This is a genomic window from Duganella sp. CT11-25 (assembly GCF_047302815.1).
Classification (GTDB): domain Bacteria; phylum Pseudomonadota; class Gammaproteobacteria; order Burkholderiales; family Burkholderiaceae_D; genus Rugamonas.
Genome location: NZ_JBKBFD010000001.1, coordinates 4,608,966 through 4,628,302, shown reverse-complemented (window position 1 = coordinate 4,628,302; position 19,337 = coordinate 4,608,966). Strand labels below are relative to the sequence as shown.

At 64.4% G+C, this 19,337-nt stretch carries 20 protein-coding genes; 11 read left to right on the top strand and 9 right to left on the bottom strand.

What is annotated here, in order from left to right; genetic code table 11:
* Positions 1–23 precede the first annotated feature (23 nt).
* A complete protein-coding gene (locus ACEN9F_RS19850; protein WP_413422566.1) occupies positions 24–1,031 on the bottom strand; it encodes a LacI family DNA-binding transcriptional regulator in 1,008 nt (335 codons plus the stop codon).
* Positions 1,032–1,262: 231 nt separating this feature from the next.
* Between ACEN9F_RS19850 and ACEN9F_RS19845 the strand changes: the two genes are divergently transcribed.
* The gene (locus ACEN9F_RS19845) at positions 1,263–3,740 is read left to right on the top strand and encodes a TonB-dependent receptor (RefSeq protein WP_413422564.1); all 2,478 of its coding nucleotides are present in this window, start codon (positions 1,263–1,265) and stop codon (positions 3,738–3,740) included.
* Positions 3,741–3,873: 133 nt separating this feature from the next.
* Positions 3,874–4,212, top strand: a complete 339-nt coding sequence (locus ACEN9F_RS19840; RefSeq protein WP_413422562.1) for a hypothetical protein — start codon at positions 3,874–3,876, stop codon at positions 4,210–4,212.
* Here ACEN9F_RS19840 and ACEN9F_RS19835 read toward each other — a convergent pair whose 3' ends face one another.
* Complete coding sequence (locus ACEN9F_RS19835) at positions 4,213–5,280, bottom strand: MBL fold metallo-hydrolase (RefSeq protein WP_413422560.1); 1,068 nt, start codon at positions 5,278–5,280, stop codon at positions 4,213–4,215.
* Positions 5,281–5,367: 87 nt separating this feature from the next.
* On the opposite strand from ACEN9F_RS19835, the gene ACEN9F_RS19830 reads away from it, so the two are divergent.
* Positions 5,368–5,973 (top strand): TetR/AcrR family transcriptional regulator, encoded by a 606-nt coding sequence (locus ACEN9F_RS19830; protein WP_413422558.1) that lies wholly within the window; start codon positions 5,368–5,370, stop codon positions 5,971–5,973.
* On the opposite strand, the gene ACEN9F_RS19825 is transcribed toward ACEN9F_RS19830, so the two are convergent.
* Positions 5,970–7,061, bottom strand: coding sequence for a WD40/YVTN/BNR-like repeat-containing protein (locus ACEN9F_RS19825; RefSeq protein WP_413422556.1), 1,092 nt, complete (start codon positions 7,059–7,061; stop codon positions 5,970–5,972). The two genes, ACEN9F_RS19830 and ACEN9F_RS19825, sit on opposite strands and share 4 nt — an antisense overlap.
* Before the next feature lies 1 nt (position 7,062).
* The gene (locus ACEN9F_RS19820) at positions 7,063–7,332 is read right to left on the bottom strand and encodes a MoaD/ThiS family protein (RefSeq protein WP_413422554.1); all 270 of its coding nucleotides are present in this window, start codon (positions 7,330–7,332) and stop codon (positions 7,063–7,065) included.
* An 88-nt stretch (positions 7,333–7,420) separates the two neighbouring features.
* On the opposite strand from ACEN9F_RS19820, the gene ACEN9F_RS19815 reads away from it, so the two are divergent.
* The gene (locus ACEN9F_RS19815) at positions 7,421–7,726 is read left to right on the top strand and encodes a hypothetical protein (RefSeq protein ID WP_413422552.1); all 306 of its coding nucleotides are present in this window, start codon (positions 7,421–7,423) and stop codon (positions 7,724–7,726) included.
* A gap of 18 nt (positions 7,727–7,744) precedes the next feature.
* On the opposite strand, the gene ACEN9F_RS19810 is transcribed toward ACEN9F_RS19815, so the two are convergent.
* Entirely contained in the window at positions 7,745–8,281 is a 537-nt protein-coding gene (locus ACEN9F_RS19810) for a carboxymuconolactone decarboxylase family protein (RefSeq protein ID WP_413422550.1), read from the bottom strand.
* Between the two features lie 110 nt (positions 8,282–8,391).
* Between ACEN9F_RS19810 and ACEN9F_RS19805 the strand changes: the two genes are divergently transcribed.
* Both ACEN9F_RS19805 and ACEN9F_RS19800 read left to right on the top strand, forming a co-directional pair.
* Positions 8,392–9,279, top strand: a complete 888-nt coding sequence (locus ACEN9F_RS19805) for an AraC family transcriptional regulator (RefSeq protein ID WP_413422548.1) — start codon at positions 8,392–8,394, stop codon at positions 9,277–9,279.
* A gap of 69 nt (positions 9,280–9,348) precedes the next feature.
* A complete protein-coding gene (locus tag ACEN9F_RS19800) occupies positions 9,349–10,845 on the top strand; it encodes a DUF4214 domain-containing protein (RefSeq protein ID WP_413422546.1) in 1,497 nt (498 codons plus the stop codon).
* On the opposite strand, the gene ACEN9F_RS19795 is transcribed toward ACEN9F_RS19800, so the two are convergent.
* The 4 genes from ACEN9F_RS19795 to ACEN9F_RS19780 are packed head-to-tail and all read right to left on the bottom strand — an operon-like array spanning position 10,836 to position 14,693.
* Entirely contained in the window at positions 10,836–11,129 is a 294-nt protein-coding gene (locus ACEN9F_RS19795) for a 2Fe-2S iron-sulfur cluster-binding protein (RefSeq protein WP_413422544.1), read from the bottom strand. The two genes, ACEN9F_RS19800 and ACEN9F_RS19795, sit on opposite strands and share 10 nt — an antisense overlap.
* A gap of 9 nt (positions 11,130–11,138) precedes the next feature.
* Positions 11,139–12,065, bottom strand: coding sequence for an ABC transporter permease (locus ACEN9F_RS19790; RefSeq protein ID WP_413422542.1), 927 nt, complete (start codon positions 12,063–12,065; stop codon positions 11,139–11,141).
* Complete coding sequence (locus ACEN9F_RS19785) at positions 12,062–13,153, bottom strand: ABC transporter permease (RefSeq protein ID WP_413422540.1); 1,092 nt, start codon at positions 13,151–13,153, stop codon at positions 12,062–12,064. Before ACEN9F_RS19785 ends, ACEN9F_RS19790 begins: the two co-directional genes overlap by 4 nt.
* Positions 13,140–14,693 carry an ABC transporter ATP-binding protein gene (locus ACEN9F_RS19780; protein WP_413422538.1) on the bottom strand — a complete coding sequence of 518 codons (1,554 nt, stop codon included), beginning with the start codon at positions 14,691–14,693 and terminating at the stop codon, positions 13,140–13,142. Before ACEN9F_RS19780 ends, ACEN9F_RS19785 begins: the two co-directional genes overlap by 14 nt.
* A gap of 271 nt (positions 14,694–14,964) precedes the next feature.
* Between ACEN9F_RS19780 and ACEN9F_RS19775 the strand changes: the two genes are divergently transcribed.
* The 5 genes from ACEN9F_RS19775 (at position 14,965) to ACEN9F_RS19755 (ending at position 19,292) form a co-directional block, all read left to right on the top strand.
* Positions 14,965–15,729, top strand: coding sequence for a GntR family transcriptional regulator (locus ACEN9F_RS19775; RefSeq protein ID WP_413422536.1), 765 nt, complete (start codon positions 14,965–14,967; stop codon positions 15,727–15,729).
* Between the two features lie 134 nt (positions 15,730–15,863).
* Positions 15,864–16,718 (top strand): outer envelope protein, encoded by an 855-nt coding sequence (locus ACEN9F_RS19770; protein WP_413422534.1) that lies wholly within the window; start codon positions 15,864–15,866, stop codon positions 16,716–16,718.
* A 29-nt stretch (positions 16,719–16,747) separates the two neighbouring features.
* The gene (locus tag ACEN9F_RS19765; RefSeq protein ID WP_413422532.1) at positions 16,748–17,824 is read left to right on the top strand and encodes a BMP family ABC transporter substrate-binding protein; all 1,077 of its coding nucleotides are present in this window, start codon (positions 16,748–16,750) and stop codon (positions 17,822–17,824) included.
* Positions 17,825–17,826: 2 nt separating this feature from the next.
* Positions 17,827–18,819, top strand: coding sequence for a Rieske 2Fe-2S domain-containing protein (locus tag ACEN9F_RS19760; protein ID WP_413422530.1), 993 nt, complete (start codon positions 17,827–17,829; stop codon positions 18,817–18,819).
* Positions 18,816–19,292, top strand: a complete 477-nt coding sequence (locus ACEN9F_RS19755; protein ID WP_413422529.1) for a nucleoside deaminase — start codon at positions 18,816–18,818, stop codon at positions 19,290–19,292. Before ACEN9F_RS19760 ends, ACEN9F_RS19755 begins: the two co-directional genes overlap by 4 nt.
* Positions 19,293–19,337: the final 45 nt, after the last annotated feature.

Here is a 19,337-nt window from a genome sequence, read left to right as displayed (position 1 = left end):
GCATTTTCAGGGGAAAGCGAAAACTAGGTCTGGCGTACCATCAGCGTGGTCGGCAGCATTTCTGAAGCCACTGCATGGCCTTCGATCAGGCCCAACATCTTCTTGGCCAACAGCACGCCGCCATCGCGCAGATACTGGTGCACGCTGGTCAGCGGCGGCACGAAACTGGCCGCGCCGGGCGTATCGTCGTAGCCGATGACGGAGACATTCTCCGGCACCCGCAAATTCTTCTCGGCCAGCGCGCGGATCGCGCCCATGGCCAGCAAATCGCTGGCGGCAAACACGCCGTCGAAATTGGCGCCCTTCTTTTTCAGCAGCGACGAGATGCTGTCGAAACCCGCCTCGAAGGTGAAGGCTTTCGGACGGATGATATGCACCGCGGCCCGTCCGCCCATCGCATCGATAAAGCCGGCGCAGCGTTCCTGCACCTCGGCGTGATCGACGTCGCCCAGGAACACCAGCTTCTGGCGGCCCTGCGAAATAAAACGTTCGGCGGCGCTGATGCCGCCCTTCCGGTTGTCCGAACCGACCACGATGTAGTCGGTGTCCGGTTCCGGCGCGCCCCACACCACCAGCGGCATGCCGGTCTGCTGCAAGGTGCGCACCGCCTCGCCGTGCGAGCCCTGGCCCAGCAGGATCAAGCCATCGGCGCCCTGCACCGGCGCGGTGTTCATCAACTGCTTGGACGTCAGCACCACGCTGTAGCCGGCCGTCGTCAATTCCTGCGTGATGCCGCCCAACAGCTCCAGCGGATACGGATCGGACATCGGCCGGCCCCGCACGGGTGTCATTTCCACCACAACCGCCACCGAATAACTGCGGCCCATGCGCAGGTTGCGCGCGCTCACGTTCAAGCGATAGCCCTGTTGCTCGGCCAGCGCGCGGATTTTTTCGCGCGTTTCCACCGTCACCAGCGGGCTGTCGCGTAAAGCGCGCGAGACGGTGATCTTGGAGACGCCGGCCAGCTTGGCCAGGTCTTCCATCGTCAGTGCTGTTTCGCTTTTGCGGGCTACAGTCTTATTCGAGGGCATCGGGGTTCACAGGGTTAAAAACAAGGTTTCGGACGCATTATGACAGAAATTTCAAATCTGTCGCGAAAAATGACATCGATAACATTTTAATTGACATCGATATCATTTCTTGTTTCAATGAGCATTCTTCGCCAAACGGGCGGAAGACGGGGATGGAACTGCCTTAGGCTGCAACTTGGGTAGAGCGCCGTCCAGGAGACGATTTTCCCTAATAAGAAAGCACAGACCATAATGAAAAGCCAGAATCCGTTCTTGTTATCCGCCGTCGCGGCCGCAGTCATCACACTGCTGAACCAGACCGCCGCCGCCCAGGAGCAGGCCGCGCCGCCGGCCGAGCCGGCCACCACCAAGGAAGTCGCCAGCGAGATCCAGCAAGTCGTCGTCACCGGCGTGGCGTCGGCGCGCGGCGTGCGCAAGGTCGACTCGGCCTTCTCGATCACCACCGCCAGCGAGGAACAACTGAAGCAGGCCTCGCCGAGCAGCACCGCCGACATCATGAAACTGGTGCCGGGCGTGTATGCGGAATCGACCGGCGGCCAGTCCGGCGCCAACATCGAAGTGCGCGGCTTCCCGTCGGGCAGCGATTCGCCGTTCGTCTCCGTGCAAATGATGGGCAACCCGATCTACCCGCCGCCGACGCTGTCGTTCTTTGAAGGCTCGTCGGCCTTCCGCCTGGACGACACGGTCGAGCGCGTCGAAGTGCTGCGCGGCGGCCCGTCGACCATCTGGTCCAACGCCCAGCCCGGCGCGACCATGAACTTCATCCTGAAGGAAGGCAGCGACACGCCGGAAGGCACGGTGCGCTTCACCACCGGCACCGGCAGCCTGCGCCGCGTCGATATGTACTACGGCGGCAAGATCAGCGACGGCTGGTACGGTTCGGTCGGCGGCTTCTACCGCAAGACCGACGGCGTGCGCGACGCCGGCTTCCCGGCCGACGACGGCCACCAGATCACCGCCACCCTGACCCGCAACCTGGACCAGGGCAAGCTGACCTTGTACGCCCGCAGCACCGACGACAAGAACGCCTTCTACACCGGCGTGCCGCTGATCTCCAGCAACGGCGGCCGCACCATCACCGAGTTCCCGGGCTTTAATCCCTTGACCGGCACCCTGATGAGCGGCGAGATGCGCAACTTCACCATCGAAGCGGCGCCAGGCAAGACCCTCAACAAGGACCTGGGCGACGGCCGCGGCCTGAAGGCCACCGTGTTCGGCGCCAACTTCGACCAGAAGATCGGCGATTGGAGCGTGTCGAACAAGTTCAACCGCTTCGACGGCGACCTCAACACCAACGCCATGTTTACCGGCAACAACCCGCTGTCGATGACCGACTACCTGAACGCCGCCATCGCTTCGGCCAACAGCAACGCGGCCGTGGTCGCGGCGGCCGGCGGCAAGCTGGCCACGGCCGCCACCGCCACCTACGTCAAGGGCGGCGCGGTCGCCGGCAACCAGCAAGTGGTGCAGGCCGGCCTGTGGTCGGTGGAAAAACAACTGAAATCGTTCACCGACGAACTGCGCGTCAGCAAGGACATCGGCTACAACAACACGCTCACCGTGGGCGGCTACTTCGCCGACTACTCGTCGCACGACGTCTGGTATCTGGGCAACAGCCACCTGATGACGGCCGTGCCGCAAGCCAGCCTGATCAATGTCACCTTGAACAACGGCGTGATCGTGTCGAAGAACGGCACCGACGGCAACGTGTTCTACGCGCCGGTGGCGTCCTACGACGGCCGTAACACCGCCGGCTTCATCTCGGACGAGTGGAAAGTCAACGACCGCATCAAGATCGACTTCGGCATGCGCCACGAGCAGCAGAAAATCAGCGGCACCATCTCCAACCTGACCTCGGCCGACACCGACAACAACCCGCTGACCGTGTACAACAACGGCACCTCGATGCCGGACGGCTCCAACACCTACTTGAGCCGCACCGACAGCGCCAACTCGTTCACCATCGGTGGCAACTACAAGCTGGCCAAGGACACCGCCGTGTTCGTGCGCGCCAACCGCGGCCATACCTTTGTATCGTTCGACGATATCCGCGGCGCCGGCAACCAGACCGCGGCCAACGACCGCAACATCTTGCCGACGCCCAAGGTCAGCCAGTATGAAATCGGCTTCAAGACCGCAACGCAGCTGTACAGCGCATATATCAACGCCTTCCATACGGAATTCGACGGTATCGCGTTCACGCAGATACTCTCGAACGGGCAGGAGCTGCATTCGATCAGCGGTTCCAAAGGCAATGGCCTGGAGTTTGAAATCGCCGTGCGTCCGATCGAGAACCTGCAACTGGCGCTGACCGGCGACTACCAGAAATCGGAATACCGCGACAATCCCGACACCGCCGGCAAGACCGTGCAGCGCCAGCCGAAGCTGCAGTTCCGCTTCACGCCGACCTACAAGATTCCTTTCGGCGACGGCAACTCGGCCAAGATCTACGGCACCTACACCTCGATCGGCGAGCGCTGGGCCGACCAGGCCAACCAGCAATACCTGCCGTCCTACCGCACCATCGATGCCGGCGTGCTGTTCTCGCTGGGTGAAAAAATCGAAGTGCGCCTCAGCGGCACCAACCTCAACAACGAGCTGGGCCTGACCGAAGGCAATTCCCGCCTGACCACCGGCGGCACCGGCCCGATCAACGCGCGTCCGCTGTTCGGCCGCACCTGGGAAGCGTCGGTCCTGTACCGCTTCTAACCCTATAGTCCCCCTCACAGGCAAGGCGCAGTCAGCCTTGCCTTTTTTGTTTTTCTAGCCTAATCTGCAATAGATCGATATCCGAATCGATCCTGCCTCATTATGTCCAGAATTTTGCACAGGGGAAATAAAAGTGGCGACGCTCTCGTCCGTCAACGCGCTGCAAGCATCGGTTGCACAGGCTGAAAGGCAGGTGCAGCAGGATCAGGTGCGCGTCAGCCAGGACGCCAGCCGGCTCGATGCCAGCCGCAGCCAGCTGGCCAAGGACAAGCAAACGCTGAGCGATACCCAGCGCCAGAGCAATCAGGCGGCGCAGCCGCCGTTGGAAGCGGCGCCCGCCGTCAACCTCGACAACGCCATCGAAAAGCCGTCGCGCGCCGAGCAAGCCCTGCCGGCCGACCTGGCGCCGCCCAAGCCGCAGGTCAACACGCTGGGCCAGACCATCGGCAAGTTCATCAACGTCGTCGCCTGATTAGGCGGCGGCGGCCTCGCGCTCCTTCAGCGGTTCCCACCATTTATCGTCCGCCAGCGGCAGACGGATATCCAGCGCCTTGCCGATTTCCGGCGTGGCGATCGGCAGGCGGCGCTCGGCCGCCAGTTCGGTGATGCGGTCGAACGGGTCATGCCAGGCGTGCAGCGACAAATCGAAGGTGCCGTTATGGATAGGCAGCAGCACCTTGCCGCGCAAATCGATATGCGCCTGCAGCGACTCTTCCGGCTGCATATGCACGTCCGGCCACTGCGGATCGTAGGCGCCGGTCTCCACCATGGTCAGGTCGAACGGGCCATACTTGCGGCCGATTTCCTTAAAACCGTCGAAATAGCCGCTATCGCCGCTGAAAAATATCCGTACATCGCGGTCTTCAATCACGAACGACGCCCACAGCGTCTTGTTGCGGTCGCCCAGGCCGCGGCCCGAGAAATGCTGGGCCGGCGTCGCCACCAGCTTCACGCCGGCCACATGCGTGCTCTGCCACCAGCTCAGCTGCTGCACCTTGGCCGCCGGGATGCCCCATGAGATCAAACGGTCGCCCACGCCCAGCGTCGTGATGAAATGCTCGGTCTTGGCGGCCAGCTTCTTCACCGCCGCGAAGTCCAGGTGGTCGTAATGGTCGTGCGACAGGATCACGCCCTTGATCGGCGGCAGTTCCTCGATGCTGATCGGCGGCTGGTGGAAGCGTTGCGGACCGGCCCACTGCACCGGCGACGCGCGCTCGGAAAACACCGGATCGGTCAGCCAGAAATGGCCGTTCAGCTTGAGCAATACCGTCGAGTGCCCGAGGCGAAACAGGCTGCGATCCGGAGCATCCAATAACTGCTGCTGCGTGATCGCGTGAACGGGAATGGCTTGGGTGGGCACCGTGTCCTTCGGCTTGTCGAAAGCGAAGCGCAGCATGATGCCCAGCGTCTTGAAGAAACCCATCTTGTGCATCTTCACCGGATTGCGGAAACGGCCATTGCGCGCGCGCGGCGCGCTGGGCACGGACAGCCCGTCCAGGTCGTTGACGGCGGATTCGGCGATGACGGATGGATAATTCATGATCGATACTCCAGGGAGTTAGAATGTACACTACACAGTGTAGTTCTTATTTTTGAAAAAGTAAACTAGTCGGTGTAAAATAAAGGCATGAACGCGCCCCTCAAACTCACCGACCGCAAACGCCAGGCCATCGTCGAAGCCGCCATCGCCGAATTCCGCTCCGGCGGCTTCGAATCCACCAGCATGGACAAGATCGCCGCGACGGCGGGCGTCTCCAAACGCACGGTGTACAACCATTTCCCTAGTAAAGACGAACTGTTCGCGCAAATATTGCATGAGCTGTGGATCAGTATTTCGGCGATGGCTTTCCCGCCCTACGATCCGGGCGCGCCGCTGCGTGAACAATTGCTGGATGTGCTGGGCCAGAAGATGGATATGCTGCAGGACGCGTATTTCCTGGACCTGGCGCGGGTGGCCATCGCCGAAGCGATCCACTCGCCGCAGCGGGCGCAGGAAATGGTGGCGCGGCTGAGCGCCAAGGAAGAAGCCGTCACCACCTGGCTGCGCGCCGCGCAGGCCGACGGCAAGCTGCTCAAGGCCGATCCGTTCCTGGCCTCGCAAATGTTGCAAGGCCAGCTGAAGACCTTCGCCTTCTGGCCGCAGGTCACGCTGAACCAGCCGCCGCTGGATGCGGCCACGCAGAAAAAAGTGGTCGAAGCGACCGTCGATATGTTCCTGGCCTACGCGGGCTAGGCAAACGCCACGGAATAAATCGGCGGCAAGGTGGTCGAGATGGTCTGCCACTGGCCGCCGCCGTCCTCCGACAGCCAGGCGCCGCCGGTGGTCGATCCCATCAGCAGGACCTGGCCGTCATCGCTGACCGCCAGCCCGTGGCGATACACCAGGTCATAGCAATGATGCTGCGGCAAGCCGCCGCGCCAGGCGGTAAAGGTCTTGCCGCCGTCGGTGGTGCAGGTCACCGCCAGCGCCGCGTGCGGCGGAATGCGCTTGCTGTCCGCCTCGGCCGGCACGAACCACGCCGTCTCGCCGTCGTGCGGATGCACCGCCGTCACGAAACCGAAGTTCGACACCGGCGCCGCCGGCACGATCTCGCTCCAGTTGGCGCCGTTGTCGATGCTGCGCCAGATGCCGTTGTGATGCTGGCACCACAGCTTGTCCGGCTCGGACGGACAGCGCACGATGCGGTGCGGGTCCTGCACCGCCTGCGCGTCGGCCAGCTCCGGCGGCATGTAATTGGCCGCCATGCCTTTCGCGCGCAGTGACCAGGTCTCGCCGCCGTTCTCCGTCAGCCAGGCGCCGCCGCAGGACACGCCAACCAGCACCGAGTTGCTGTTGCGCGGATCGACGCAGATGCTGTGGATGCCCGGCACATCGTAGCCGCCGCCGAACCACTGCGCGCGCTCCGGCACGTTCCACAACGACTCCATCAGCTGCCAGCTGTCGCCGCGGTCCCTGGAGCGGAACAGGCCACCCGGCAGGGTCCCGGCCCACAGCACGCCCGGCTGGTCCGGCCCGCCGGCCGCCAGGCACCAGATCTGCCGCAGCTTCCACTCGACCGGATCGTCGCTGTGCTCCGGCTTGACCGGAAACGCCGGCACCGCCACCTCCACCCAATCGTTGCTGCCGGCATCGCGCCGGTGCAGCTTGGCGCCGAAATGGCCGAGATTGAGCGCCGCGTACAGCGTGCCGTCGCGCCGGTCCGGCAACACCATCGACACCGGATCGCCGAGGAAGTGCTGTTGATCGAGCAGCCACGCCTCATGCGTGCGATAGACTTCGAACAATCCTTTGCGGGTCGCGATATAGGCGCGGTCGGACATATCAGCCTCCTGAAAGAGCTTGCAAGATATAGACTTTGGAATGCGGCGCGAGCTTATCGTTCAATATTTTTCGCTCGCGGGTGCGCTGGCCGTCGATGAAGATCACCACGTTCTCGCGCAGATGGCCCTGCTCGTCGAGCACGTAGCCGCGCAACCGTGGATGCTCGGCAAATGTCGCGTCGAGCGCGCTGCGCAGATCGTCCGCCTCGGTCTCCACCTGCGGCACGGTCATGAAGCGGCCCAGTTGCTGGGTAAAAATCAGTTGCGCCATTATTGGATTTTTTGATCTGGTCGACTGTCTTCCAGATTCTATGCCGTTTGGCGCTAAAATGAAAATGCGTCAACCATTGGAGCCATGCATGACCATTACGCCGCAAGAACTGGAACTGCTGATGCAGGAAGTGGAGAAGGAAGATCCGATCGATTTCGCCGACCTGCCGTTTGACGAACATGATTTGCGCGGACTGATTTCCAACCATCTGTGCGAGATGGCCGATGCGATGGAAAACTTCAGCGATGAAGACAAGCACCTGACCTTGCTGGCCGTGGCGGCCAAGCTGGTGCTGGAGAACATGGTGCTGAACATCCAGCTGATGCGGCGCCACGGCGTGCCGCTCAGCGAATCGACCGACGCGCTGCTCAAGCGCCTGCGCAAAGGCGAGTGAGCAGCGGAAAGTCCGGGCTCAAGCGGCCGGCGGGAAGTCCAGCGTCGTCACATTGACGCGGTTGAACAGATTGGTGAACGTGATGCTGGCGACCGCCAGCAAGGTATCGACGATCTGCGCATCGCTGTAGCCCGCCGTCTTGACGGCGGCGACAACCTCGGCCGGCACGTCGCCGCTGGTGGTCACGACCGTGTGCACGAACGCCGCCAGCGCATCGATGCGGGCGTCGCCGCTGGCGCGGCCGTGGCGCACGCCCTTGATGGCGTCCGCGCTCAGGCCGGCCTTGCCGGCCATCAGCGTATGCGCGGCCAGGCAATAATCGCATTGCGCATCCTGGCTGACGGCCAGCTTGACCGCTTCGATTTCCTTCGCGCCCAGGCTGGATTTGCGCAGCGCCGCATCCAGGTCGAGGGCCGCTTCCAGCGCGACCGGGCTGTTGCTGCCGACGGTGAGATAAGCGTTGGGCACCTTGCCGATCGCGCCCTTGATGGCGGTGAACAGTTGGGCGGCGTGACCGGTGGCTTCCGAGGCGGCTTGGGTGTACAGGCGGGACATGATGTTACCTTTCGGTGTGAGTTGGTATGAAGCACAGTTTAGGCATCCGGCATGTGATTATGAATGCCTGATCTGCTCTATAATTTGCTCTATCGTCTCAAGACCTGAAAATGGACGCTCTCAGCCAACTGCTCGCCCTGTACCCGATGCGCACCGCGCTGGATGTGCGCTGCCACTTCGGCGCGCCGTGGGTGCTCGACCATCCGGGGGGCGCCGACGGCGTCGCGCCCTATCACCTGATCGTGCGCGGCGAGGCGCGCTACGGCGAACTGCCGCTGCAAGCCGGCGACATCATCGTGTTCCCGCACGGCAGCGCGCACCAACTCCACCTCGGCGATCCGGCCGCCACCTCGCCTCGGCATAGCACGCCCGGCCTGCTGCGCTTTGACGGCAACGACGGCGACGGCCCGGCCACCGACATCCTGTGCGGCGAATTCCGCTTCGACGCGGACGCCGGCCTGCTGGCCGCGCTGCCGCCGGTGCTGGTGGTGCGCACCGCCGATCGCACGGACGCGGCCAGCCTGCGCCACCTGATCGGCATGCTGCAAGCCGAGGCGGAAACGCCGCGCGCAGGCTCGGAAGCCATCGTGCGGCAACTGGCGTCGGCCCTGTTCGCGCTGCTGATACGCTGCTGGCTGGAACAATCGCTGGCGGTGCCGGGACTGTTCGCGGTGATGGCGGAACGCCGCCTGCAGGCCGCTTTGAACGGCATGCTGGCCGCGCCGCAGCAGCCGTGGTCATTGGCAGACCTGGCGGCGGCATGCCATATGTCGCGCGCCACCTTCGCGCGCTTGTTCACCAAGGCCGCCGGCGCTACCCCGGCCGCCGTGCTGGCGCAGCTGCGGATGGCGCGGGCGGCGCGGCTGCTGGAGACGGGCCGCAAGGCGGGTGATGTCGGCGAAGCGGTGGGCTACCAGTCGGAGGCGGCCTTCAACCGCGCCTTCAAGCGCCAATACGCCATCGGCCCCGGCGCGTATCGCCGCCAGCCAGCCGCGTAGTGACAATCTGCGTATATTCGTACCACCTTTTATGTGAGAATCAGCAACCTTCTTTTCGGCATATTTTCCATGGCAAATATCGACATCCGTCTGAACCTCTCGACCATCAACGCCTTCAACGCCCACAACGCCGGCGTCGGCACGGTCAGCCTGGTCGACACCGTCGACCTGCTGTTTCAGGCCAGCTACAACTTCGGCAACAACCATGCCGGCTACACCACCGGCCTGTTCAGCGGCGACAGACTGCAACTGCAATTTCCAGATGGCGCCTACAGCCAGTATTACGGCGTGTCGCTGGCCAATCCCAACGCCACCACAGGCGAGGCCACGGCCACCAACATGGTCAACGAACAGCCGTCGGCCTACCGCCTGAACGTGAGCGGGTACATGAACTACCACTATGCGTCCAACGCCGACGGCAGCTTCATCTTGCAAAACACCGGCGGCACGATTAACTACGCCGACCTGCAGACGCTGCTGCCCACCACCAGCCCTGGCTACGACGCCACGCTCGGCAACGTCGATCTGGGCGTGGGCGGCGCGATGACGCTGTCGCAGTCTGGCGATCTTTCCGGCAGCATCACCTCGCTGACCACCCGCGCCGACATGCTGGTCCGGACGGGCGAACTGACCGGCAATTTCAGTGTCAACGGCAACGTGAACAGCATCGGCCAGGGCCTGAGCAGCGCCAGCGTCTCCGGCGTCGCCGACGCCTTCATTGAACAATACACCGACGGCAGCGTGGTCAGCCTAAGCAACCTGGCGCTGGCCATCAACGGCAATACGGTGGTCAGCGAAAAACTGCTGTTCGACGGCGCCAACCTGCCATCCGACGACATCATCAACATCACGCTGGCGACCAGCCTGGCCACGCCGTGGGCGCTGGCCAGCGGCGCCGGCAACGACTCGGTGATGATCACCGGCGGCGGCGCCACGCTGTCGGTCAACGCCGGCACAGGCAACGACTTCATCAGGCTAGGCGACGACGGCCACAGCGTCGACGGCGGCGAAGGCATCGACACGATGCAATTCAGCGGCGGCCGCGCCGCCTACAAGCTGACCAAGGCCGGCGCCGGCTACACTCTGCAGGACCAGGCACCGGGCGGTGCTGTGGACACGCTGGTCAACGTGGAGCGCCTGAAGTTTATCGACAGCATCTCCGTGGCGCTGGATACCGGCGGCGACGGCATCGCCGGCCAGGCTTACCGGCTGTACCAGGCCGCGTTCAACCGTACCCCGGACGCCGAGGGCGTGGGCTTCTGGATGCACTATATGGACGGCGGCATGTCGCTCAACCAGGTGGCCGGTTTCTTCGTCACCAGTCCGGAATTCATCGGATTGTACGGCGCCAACCTGAGCAACGCCGACATGATCGACAAGCTGTATCACAACGTGCTGCACCGCGCCGGCGATGCAGACGGCGTCAAATTCTGGACCCACTATATGGAAGTGGATGGCGGCACGCAGGCCAAGATGCTGGCCTTCTTCGGCCAAAGCCCGGAAAACCAGGCCGCCCTGGTCGGCGTCATCGGCAACGGCTTCGAATACATTCCGTCTCAGGGCTGAATGAGTTTGGCGGCCGGGACCGCGATGACGAGATCGGATTCGGCGATGGCCACGCAGGGCAGGATGTAGCCCTCGCGCTTTTCGTCCAGGCTCAGGCCCGGCCACTCGATCTTGTAGCGCACCGTGCCGCTGGTCTTCATGCAGATGCAGGTGCGGCAGGTGCCGTTGCGGCAGGAACTGGGCAGCGACACGCCGCCCTGCTCCGCGGCCGCCAGCAGCGTTTGCGAACCATCGGCCGCAAACGACAGTCCCTTGGGTTCCACACGCACGCTGAAATTTGTCATGCGCGTATTTTAATCCGGCTTGAAGTTCTGCCCCAGCGACATCGGCTTGTTCAGCAAAATCGTCTGCGGATTGCGGCAGATAATCACCAGCACCACGATCGTGGCGACATACGGCAGCATCGACAGGAACTCCGACGGTATCGCCAGCCCCATGCCCTGGCCGTGGAACTGCAGCACCGTCACGCCGCCGAACAGATACGCGCCGACCAGCACGCCGCGCGGCTTCCACGTCGCGAACACCACCTGCGCCAGCGCGATCCAGCCGCGTCCCGCCGTCATTCCCTCGACCCACATCGGCGTCAGCGCCAGCGACAGGTAGGCGCCGCCCAGGCCGGCCAGCGCGCCGCCGAACAGCACCGTGCCGTAGCGCAGCGCGATCACCGGAAAGCCGATCGCATGGGCGCTGTGCGGCGACTCGCCGACCGCGCGTATCACCAGTCCCAGGCGCGTGCGCGCCAGCATCCAGCCGATCGCCAGCACCAGCGCCACCGACGCATACACCATCGCATCGAAGCGGAACAGCAGCGGCCCGATGAACGGAATGTCGGACAGCAGCGGGAAGCTCAGGTTCGGCATGCGCTCCACCGTCTGGCCGACAAAGCCGCGCCCCAGGAAGGCGGAGACGCCGATGCCGAACAAGGTCAGCGCCAGCCCGGTCGCGACCTGGTTGGTCTGCAGCGTCAGCACCAGGAAGCCGAAGATCAGCGACATCAGCATCCCCGCCACCATCGCCGCCAACAGCCCAAGCCACATCTGCCCGGTGCCCAGCGTGACGCCGAAGCCGACCACCGCGCCCACCAGCATCATGCCCTCCATGCCGAGATTGAGCACGCCGGAGCGCTCGGTCACCAGCTCCCCCATCGAGGCCACCACCAGCGGCGTGGCGGCGCCCGCCGTGCTGGCGAGGAAGGCGATCAACAGTTCGGTGGTCATCATGCGGCGGCTCCTGCGGCAAGGTCGCGAACCGCGCGCTTGCGCGGCTTGAATCGATAGTGGATAAACAGGTCGGCGGCCAGCAGGTAGAACAGCAGCAGCCCCTGGAACATGCCGGTGATCGCCGACGGCACCTGCAGTTCGATCTGCGCGGTCTCGCCGCCGATGTACAGCAGCGACATCAGCACGGCCGACAGCACCACGCCCAGCGGATGCAGGCGTCCGACATAGGCGACGATGATGGCGGCAAAGCCGTAGCCGGCCGACACCGAAGGCTGCATCTGTCCCAGCGGACCGGCCACTTCGCCGACGCCGGCGACGCCCGCCAGCGCGCCGCTGACCATGAAGGCCAGCCACACGTTGCGCGGTTCGCTGAAGCCCGCGTACAGCGCGGCGGCCGGCGCCATGCCGCTGACCTGCATGCGGTAGCCGGCGAAGGTGTGCCGGCAAAAGAACCAAGCGGCGGCGGCGAACAGCAGCGACAGGATCAGCGCGGCGTTGACGCGCAAGCCCTCCACCAGCAGCGGCAAGGTGGCCGACTCGCTGAACATCTTCGATTGCGGGAAGTTGAAGCCGTCCGGATCGCGCATCGGCCCGTGCACCAGGTAGCTCAGCAGATGGTACGCGACATACACCAGCATCAGGCTGACCAGGATTTCGCTGGTGTTGAAGCGCGTGCGCAGCAGCGCGGGAATCGCCGCCCACAGCATGCCGCCGACGGCGCCGGCCAGCAGCATCAGCGGCAGCACCCACCACGCCTGCACTTCCTGGAAGTACAGCGCCACGGCGCCGCCGGCGATCGCGCCTATCGTCAGCTGGCCGTCGGCGCCGATGTTGTTGACGTTGGCGCGGAAGCCGATCGCCAGGCCGACGCCGCACAGTATCAGCGGCGTCGCCTTCAGCAGCAGCTCGCCGACGCCGTACAGCGTGGTCCAGGGCTTGATGAAATACACATGGAAGGCATGCAGCGGCTCCTGCCCCAGGAAGAAGAACAGCACGGAGCCGGTCAGCAGCATGGCCAGCGCCGCGATCAGCGGCGACGCCAGCATCATGCGGCGCGAAGGTTCGGGACGTCGTTCAAGCCGTGACATGGTCTGCTGCTCCGTGTTTGCTGGTGGATGCGAAATCGCCGCTCATCCACACGCCGATCTGGTTGATGCTGGTGCCGGCCGCCTGCACGGCGCGCGACAGGCGGCCATCCGCCAGCACGGCGATGCGGTCGCTCATCATGAACAACTCGTCGAGTTCCTCCGACAGCACCAGCACCGCCACGCCCTGGTCGCGCATGTCGATGATGGCCTGGCGTATCAGCATGGCGGCGCCGATGTCCACGCCCCATGTCGGCTGCGCGAACACCATCACCTTGGGCGCCAGCGCGATCTCGCGGCCGACGATGAATTTTTGCAGATTGCCGCCGGACAGGCTGGCCGCCGCCGACTGTTCGCCGCCGCACTTGACGTTGAAGCGTTCGATCACCTTGCGCGCAAACGCGCCCACCGCGCCGCGCCGTATCAGGCCGTTCCCGACCATGCCGGTATTGGCGGCGGGCAGGTAGCCGGTCAGCAGCGCGTTATCCGCCAGCGACAGGTCGGGCACGGCGCCGCGTCCAAGCCGTTCTTCCGGCACGAAGCCCAGCCCCAGCTGGCGCCGCTGCGCCGCATCCAGCGCGCCCACGTCCTGCTTGCAGAGGTGGATCGCGCCGTCGCGCGCGCCCAGCGGCCGCTCGCCAGAAATCGCCTTCAACAACTCCTGCTGGCCGTTGCCGGAAATGCCGGCGATGCCGACGATCTCGCCGCTGCGCAGCGCCAGGCTGACGTCCTTCAACCGGGTGCCGAACGGATCGTCGCTTTGCACATTCAGCTTGTCCAGCGACAGCAGCACTTCGCCCGGCTCGCGCGGCTGGTGCACGCACACAGGCAGCTCGCGGCCTATCATCAGCTCCGCCAGCGACCTGGCGCTTTCCTGTTTCGGGTTCGCGGTGCCGGACACGCGCCCGCCGCGCAGCACCGTGGCCTTGTCGCACAGCGACTGGATCTCATCGAGCTTGTGGCTGATATATAGGATGCTGACGCCTTCCGACGCCAGCCGCCGGAGCGATTCGAACAGCTTGAGCACCGCATCGGGCGTCAGCACCGAGGTCGGCTCGTCCATGATCAGCAGGCGCGGCGACTGCAGCAGGCAGCGCACGATCTCCACGCGCTGGCGCTCGCCCACCGACATGCTGTGCACCAGCCGCTGCGGATCGAGCGGCAGTCCGTATTGTTCGGACACGGCGCGGATGCGCGGCGCCAGTTGGGCCGGCGAGATCTTCTCGTCCAGCGCCAGCGCGATGTTCTCCGCCACCGTCAGCGTCTCGAACAGCGCGAAGTGCTGGAACACCATGCCGATGCCCAGCTTGCGCGCATCGTGCGGCGAGTGGATGTGGACCTGCTTCCCTTCCCACATCACCTGGCCCTCGTCCGGCTTGACGACGCCGTAGATGATCTTCATCAGCGTGCTCTTGCCGGCGCCGTTCTCACCCAGCACGGCGTGTATCTCGCCGGGCATCACGGTCAGGTCGACGTCGGCGTTGGCCACCACGGAAGGGTAGATCTTGGAGATGCCGAGCATCTGCAAACGCGGTTCCTTCATCAGCGCATTCCTTCATCGTATACAAATTTGATGGAAAAACAGACGCAATTAGCATGCCACGCAAGCACCGCCATAGGTGCGATGTTTTGGCGGTGCCACGCACCAAATATGACACAGGTGCTCACCAAAGACGTGCAAACCGCTCGAAAATGAAGACAAAACAAAGTGGTTTCGTACACAATAAGCATCAGCCTTAAGGTATCCGCCGTGTACACGAGTTAGCACGCTTCCTGCTAGAGAAGACAGCACCACTCAAACGGAGAACCAAACAATGCCATCCACTGGTCCCGCGCGCCCACAAGGCAAGCGCACATCCATCAGCAAGGCCGAACCTGCCGGCCAGCCCGCCGCCGCGCTGAAACGCGGCACCACCGCGGTCGACCTGCGCATCTACCGCGCCGTCGTCAACGCCGTCATGAGCCACCGCCTGCCGCCCGGCACCCACTTGGGCGAGGCCGATTTCTGCGAGCTGTACCAGGTCAGCCGCACCACCGTGCGCAAGGCGCTGCAACGGCTCGCGCACGACCACATCATCGAGCTGCGGCCCAATCGCGGCGCGGTCATCGCCTCGCCCACGCCGGAGGAAGCGCGCGATATTTTCGCCGCGCGCCGCGCCATCGAACGGGAGATCGTGCCGCTGGTGATACGCAACGCCACGCCGGCGTCGCTGCAGCAGATCCGCGCCGCGCTGGAAGCCGAGGACCAGGCGCGCCGCACCGGCGACCGCGCCGGCTGGATACGATTGGGCGGCGAGTTCCACATCCTGCTGGCGGAGCTGGCCGGCAACCAGGTGCTGCAGCGCTTCATGGCGGAGCTGGTGTCGCGCTGCTCGCTGATCATCGCGCTGTACGAGACGCCCGGTTCCGCCATGTGCGAGAACGACGAGCACCAGGACCTGGCCACGCTGATCGAGCAAGGCAAGGTGGCCGAAGCCACGCATCTGATCGAACACCACCTGCTGGAAATCGAGGCGCGCCTGCGTCTCGGCGACCAGGACAGGAAAGTCAACCTGGCGGAAGCCTTGTCCGGGTTTTAGGCCTTGGCCCCGGGTTGGCCCGCTACTTGCTAGAGATGTGACCGAGATTGAATCCAATCGACAAACAGGATTGGATACAAAAGAAGTTCTTTCATACCGTGCAGTCCCCTCATCCAACCGACTGGAGTTCGCATATGCCACATCTCGTACGCCGTACCGCCGCCCTTGCCGTTCTCGCCTGCTGCGCTTGCGCATCCCAGGCCGCCGACTGGAGCGACACCTCGCTCAGCTACCGCTACGGCACCAAGTTCGCCGAGCCGTTCAACGACAACGACATCACCAAGAACATCGTCAACCTGAGCAGCGTGTCCGGCTACAAGTACGGCAAGAACTTCTTCAGCGTCGACCTGCTGATGTCGTCCGAGCTCGATCCTTCGGCGGCCGGCTCCAACAGCGGCGCGCACGAAGCCTATGTGGTGTACCGCCACACGCTGGACCTGGGCAAGGTCACCGGCGGCAACTTCGCCTTCGGCCCGGTGCGCGGCCTGGGCGCCACGCTGGGCTTCGACTACAACAGCAAGACCGACGCCGGCTACAACTCCAAGAAGCGCATGGTGGTGGCCGGCCCGACGCTGATGCTGGACGTGCCTGGCTTCCTCGACGTCAGCCTGCTGGCCCTGTGGGAATCGAACGCGCCGTACAACACCTTCACCAACCAGGCCACGCCGCGCTACTCGTACAAGACGCACGCGATGCTGACCGCCGCCTGGGGCATCCCCTTCAACCTCGGCATCCCGCTGTCGTTCGAGGGTTACGCCAACTTCATCACGGCCAAGGGCACCAATGAATTCGGCGGCGGCACCGCGCCGGAAACCAACATCGACATGCAGGTCATGTACGACTTGAGCGGCGCCGTCGGCGCGCAAAAGAACACCTTCAAGGTCGGCGTCGAATACCAGTACTGGAAAAACAAGTTCGGCAACTCCGACAAGAACAACCCCGGCGCGACGGCGAAGACGCCGATGCTGCGCGCTGAATACCACTTCTGATCCGCTGCTTACCTTTAAAGGAAAACCGTATGATGAATCGTCGTAAAGTACTGGCCCTGTCCGCACTGGCCGCCATCCTCGCCGCCGCTCCTTCGTTTGCAGCGGACCCGCTGAAGATCGGCTTCGTCTACGTCGGCCCGGTCGGCGACGCCGGCTGGACCTACGCCCACGACCAGGCCCGCCTGGCGATGGAGAAGGAGCTCGGCGCGAAAGTAAAAACCACCTATGTCGAAAACGTGCCGGAAGGCGCGGACGCCGAGCGCGTGATCCGCAAGCTGGTCGCCGAAGGCAACAAGCTGATTTTCACCACTTCGTTCGGCTACATGAATCCGACCGAAAAGGTCGCCAAGACCACGCCCGGCGTGACCTTCCTGCACGCCACCGGCTTCAAGACCGGCAAGAACCTGGGCACCTATGAATCGCGCTTGTACGAAGGCGCCTACCTGAACGGCATCCTGGCCGGCAAGATGACCAAGTCGAACACGCTGGGCTTCATCGCCTCCTTCCCGGTGCCCGAGGTGATCCGCAACATCAACGCCTACACGCTCGGCGCGCAAAGCGTGAACCCGAAGATCAAGACCAAGGTGATCTGGGTGAACTCGTGGTACGACCCGGCCAAGGAACGCCAGGCGGCGGAAACCCTGGTGGCGCAAGGCGCCGACGTGATGGCGCAGAACACCGACTCGCCGGCCACGCTGCAAGTGGCGCAGGAAAAAGGCGTGTACGCGTTCGGCTGGGATTCGGACATGTCCAAGTTCGCGCCGAAGGCGCACCTGACCGCCGCCACCAACGACTGGTCCGGCTACTACACCGACACCGCCAAGGCCGTTCTGGCCGGCACCTGGAAAACCGGCGACTACCGCGGCGGCCTGAAGGAAGGCATGGTCAAGATGTCGAAGGTGAACGCGGTGGTGCCGGCCGACGCGGCCAAGGTCTTTGACGAGAAGAAGGCCGCGCTCACCGCCGGCACCTTCGCGCCGTTCACCGGCCCGATCAAGGACCAGTCGGGCGCCGTCAAGTACGCGGCCGGCGTCGCCGTGCCGCTGAAAGACCTGCTGTCGATGAACTTCTACGTGCAGGGCGTGGAAGGCACGATTCCAAAGTGAGCATGGATCCAGTCCTGCTGAACGACTGGCACCCGGTCGCGATCTCGCAGCGGATCGCGGCCGGAGCGATGCTGGCCGCCGACCTGCTGGACACGCGCCTGGTGCTGTGGCGCGACAGCGGCGGCGCGCTGCACGCGTGGGAGGACCGCTGCCCGCATCGCGGCACGCGGCTGTCGATGGGCGCGCTGCAGGGCGATACGCTGCGCTGCGCCTATCACGGCTGGACCTTCGGCAGCGATGGCCGCTGCAAGCACATCCCCGCCCTGCCGGCGCTGGGCGCGGCCAAGCTGAAGGCGCAGGTCGCCGTCTACCGCGTGCAGGAGCGCTACGGCATGGCGTGGGTCTGCCTCGGCACGCCGGGAGAGGCCGGGCCGCCGCGCTTTCCCGAGTTTGCCAACCAGGCCCTGCGCAAAGTCTGGTGCGGTCACTACGACGTGCAAAGCAGCGCGCCGCGCATCGTCGAGAACTTCCTCGACATGGCGCACTTCGCCTTTGTGCACGAGGGCGTACTGGGCGTGCAGGAGCACGCGGCGATACCCGACTACACGGTCGAGACCTTCGACGATGCCGAATACGGCAGCGGGGTCTGGGCCAGGCAATGCCGCGCATGGCAGCCGCAGGCCAGCAAGGCCGCCACCTCCGGCAGCGACATCGAATACACCTACCGCGTGGTGCGGCCATTGACGGCGATACTGACCAAGCATCCGCCGGGCGCGGTGCGCGAGGCGATCGCGCTGTTCCTGCAGCCGCTGACCGAAACCACCACCCGCGTGCGCATCATCATGGCGCTGGACGATTTCACGTCCAGCGACGAATCGCTGCGCGCCTTCCAGGACACGATCTTCCTGCAGGACCTGCCGATACTGGAAAGCCAGCATCCGGCGCGCCTGCCGCTGATCCCCGGCGCCGAAGTCTCGGTGGCCTGCGACCGCATGTCGCTGGCCTATCGCGCCTATCTGAAACAGCAAAACCTGCACTACGGAGTCATACGATGAGCGCCACCCCGCAAGACCACGAATTCCTCACCCGCGTGCTGGCGCTGGCGCAGCGCTCGCGCGACGAAGGCCACCATCCGTTCGCCGCGATGGTGGTCGCCGCCGACGGCACCGTCATTGCCGAGGCGATGAACGCATCGAGCAGCGACCGCACCGCGCACGCCGAGATGAACGCGCTGCGCAAGGCCTCGCAAAGCTACAGCCCGGAGCAACTGGCCGGCGCCACGCTGTACGCCAACGCCGAGCCGTGCGCCATGTGCTCGGGCGGCACCTACTGGAGCGGCGTGGGACGGGTGGTGTATGCGATGTCCGAAGCCAGCCTGCTGGAGCTGACCGGCAGCGATCCCGAAAACCCGACGCTGTCGCTGCCCTGCCGCGACGTCTTCGCGCGCGGCCAGCGTCCGACCGAGGTCATCGGCCCGTTGCGCGAAGACGAGGCCCGACTCGCGCACGCTGGCTTTTGGCGCAAATAGACAGTGCAATCCGGGCTGGACGGGATCATAATCATGACTCATCCT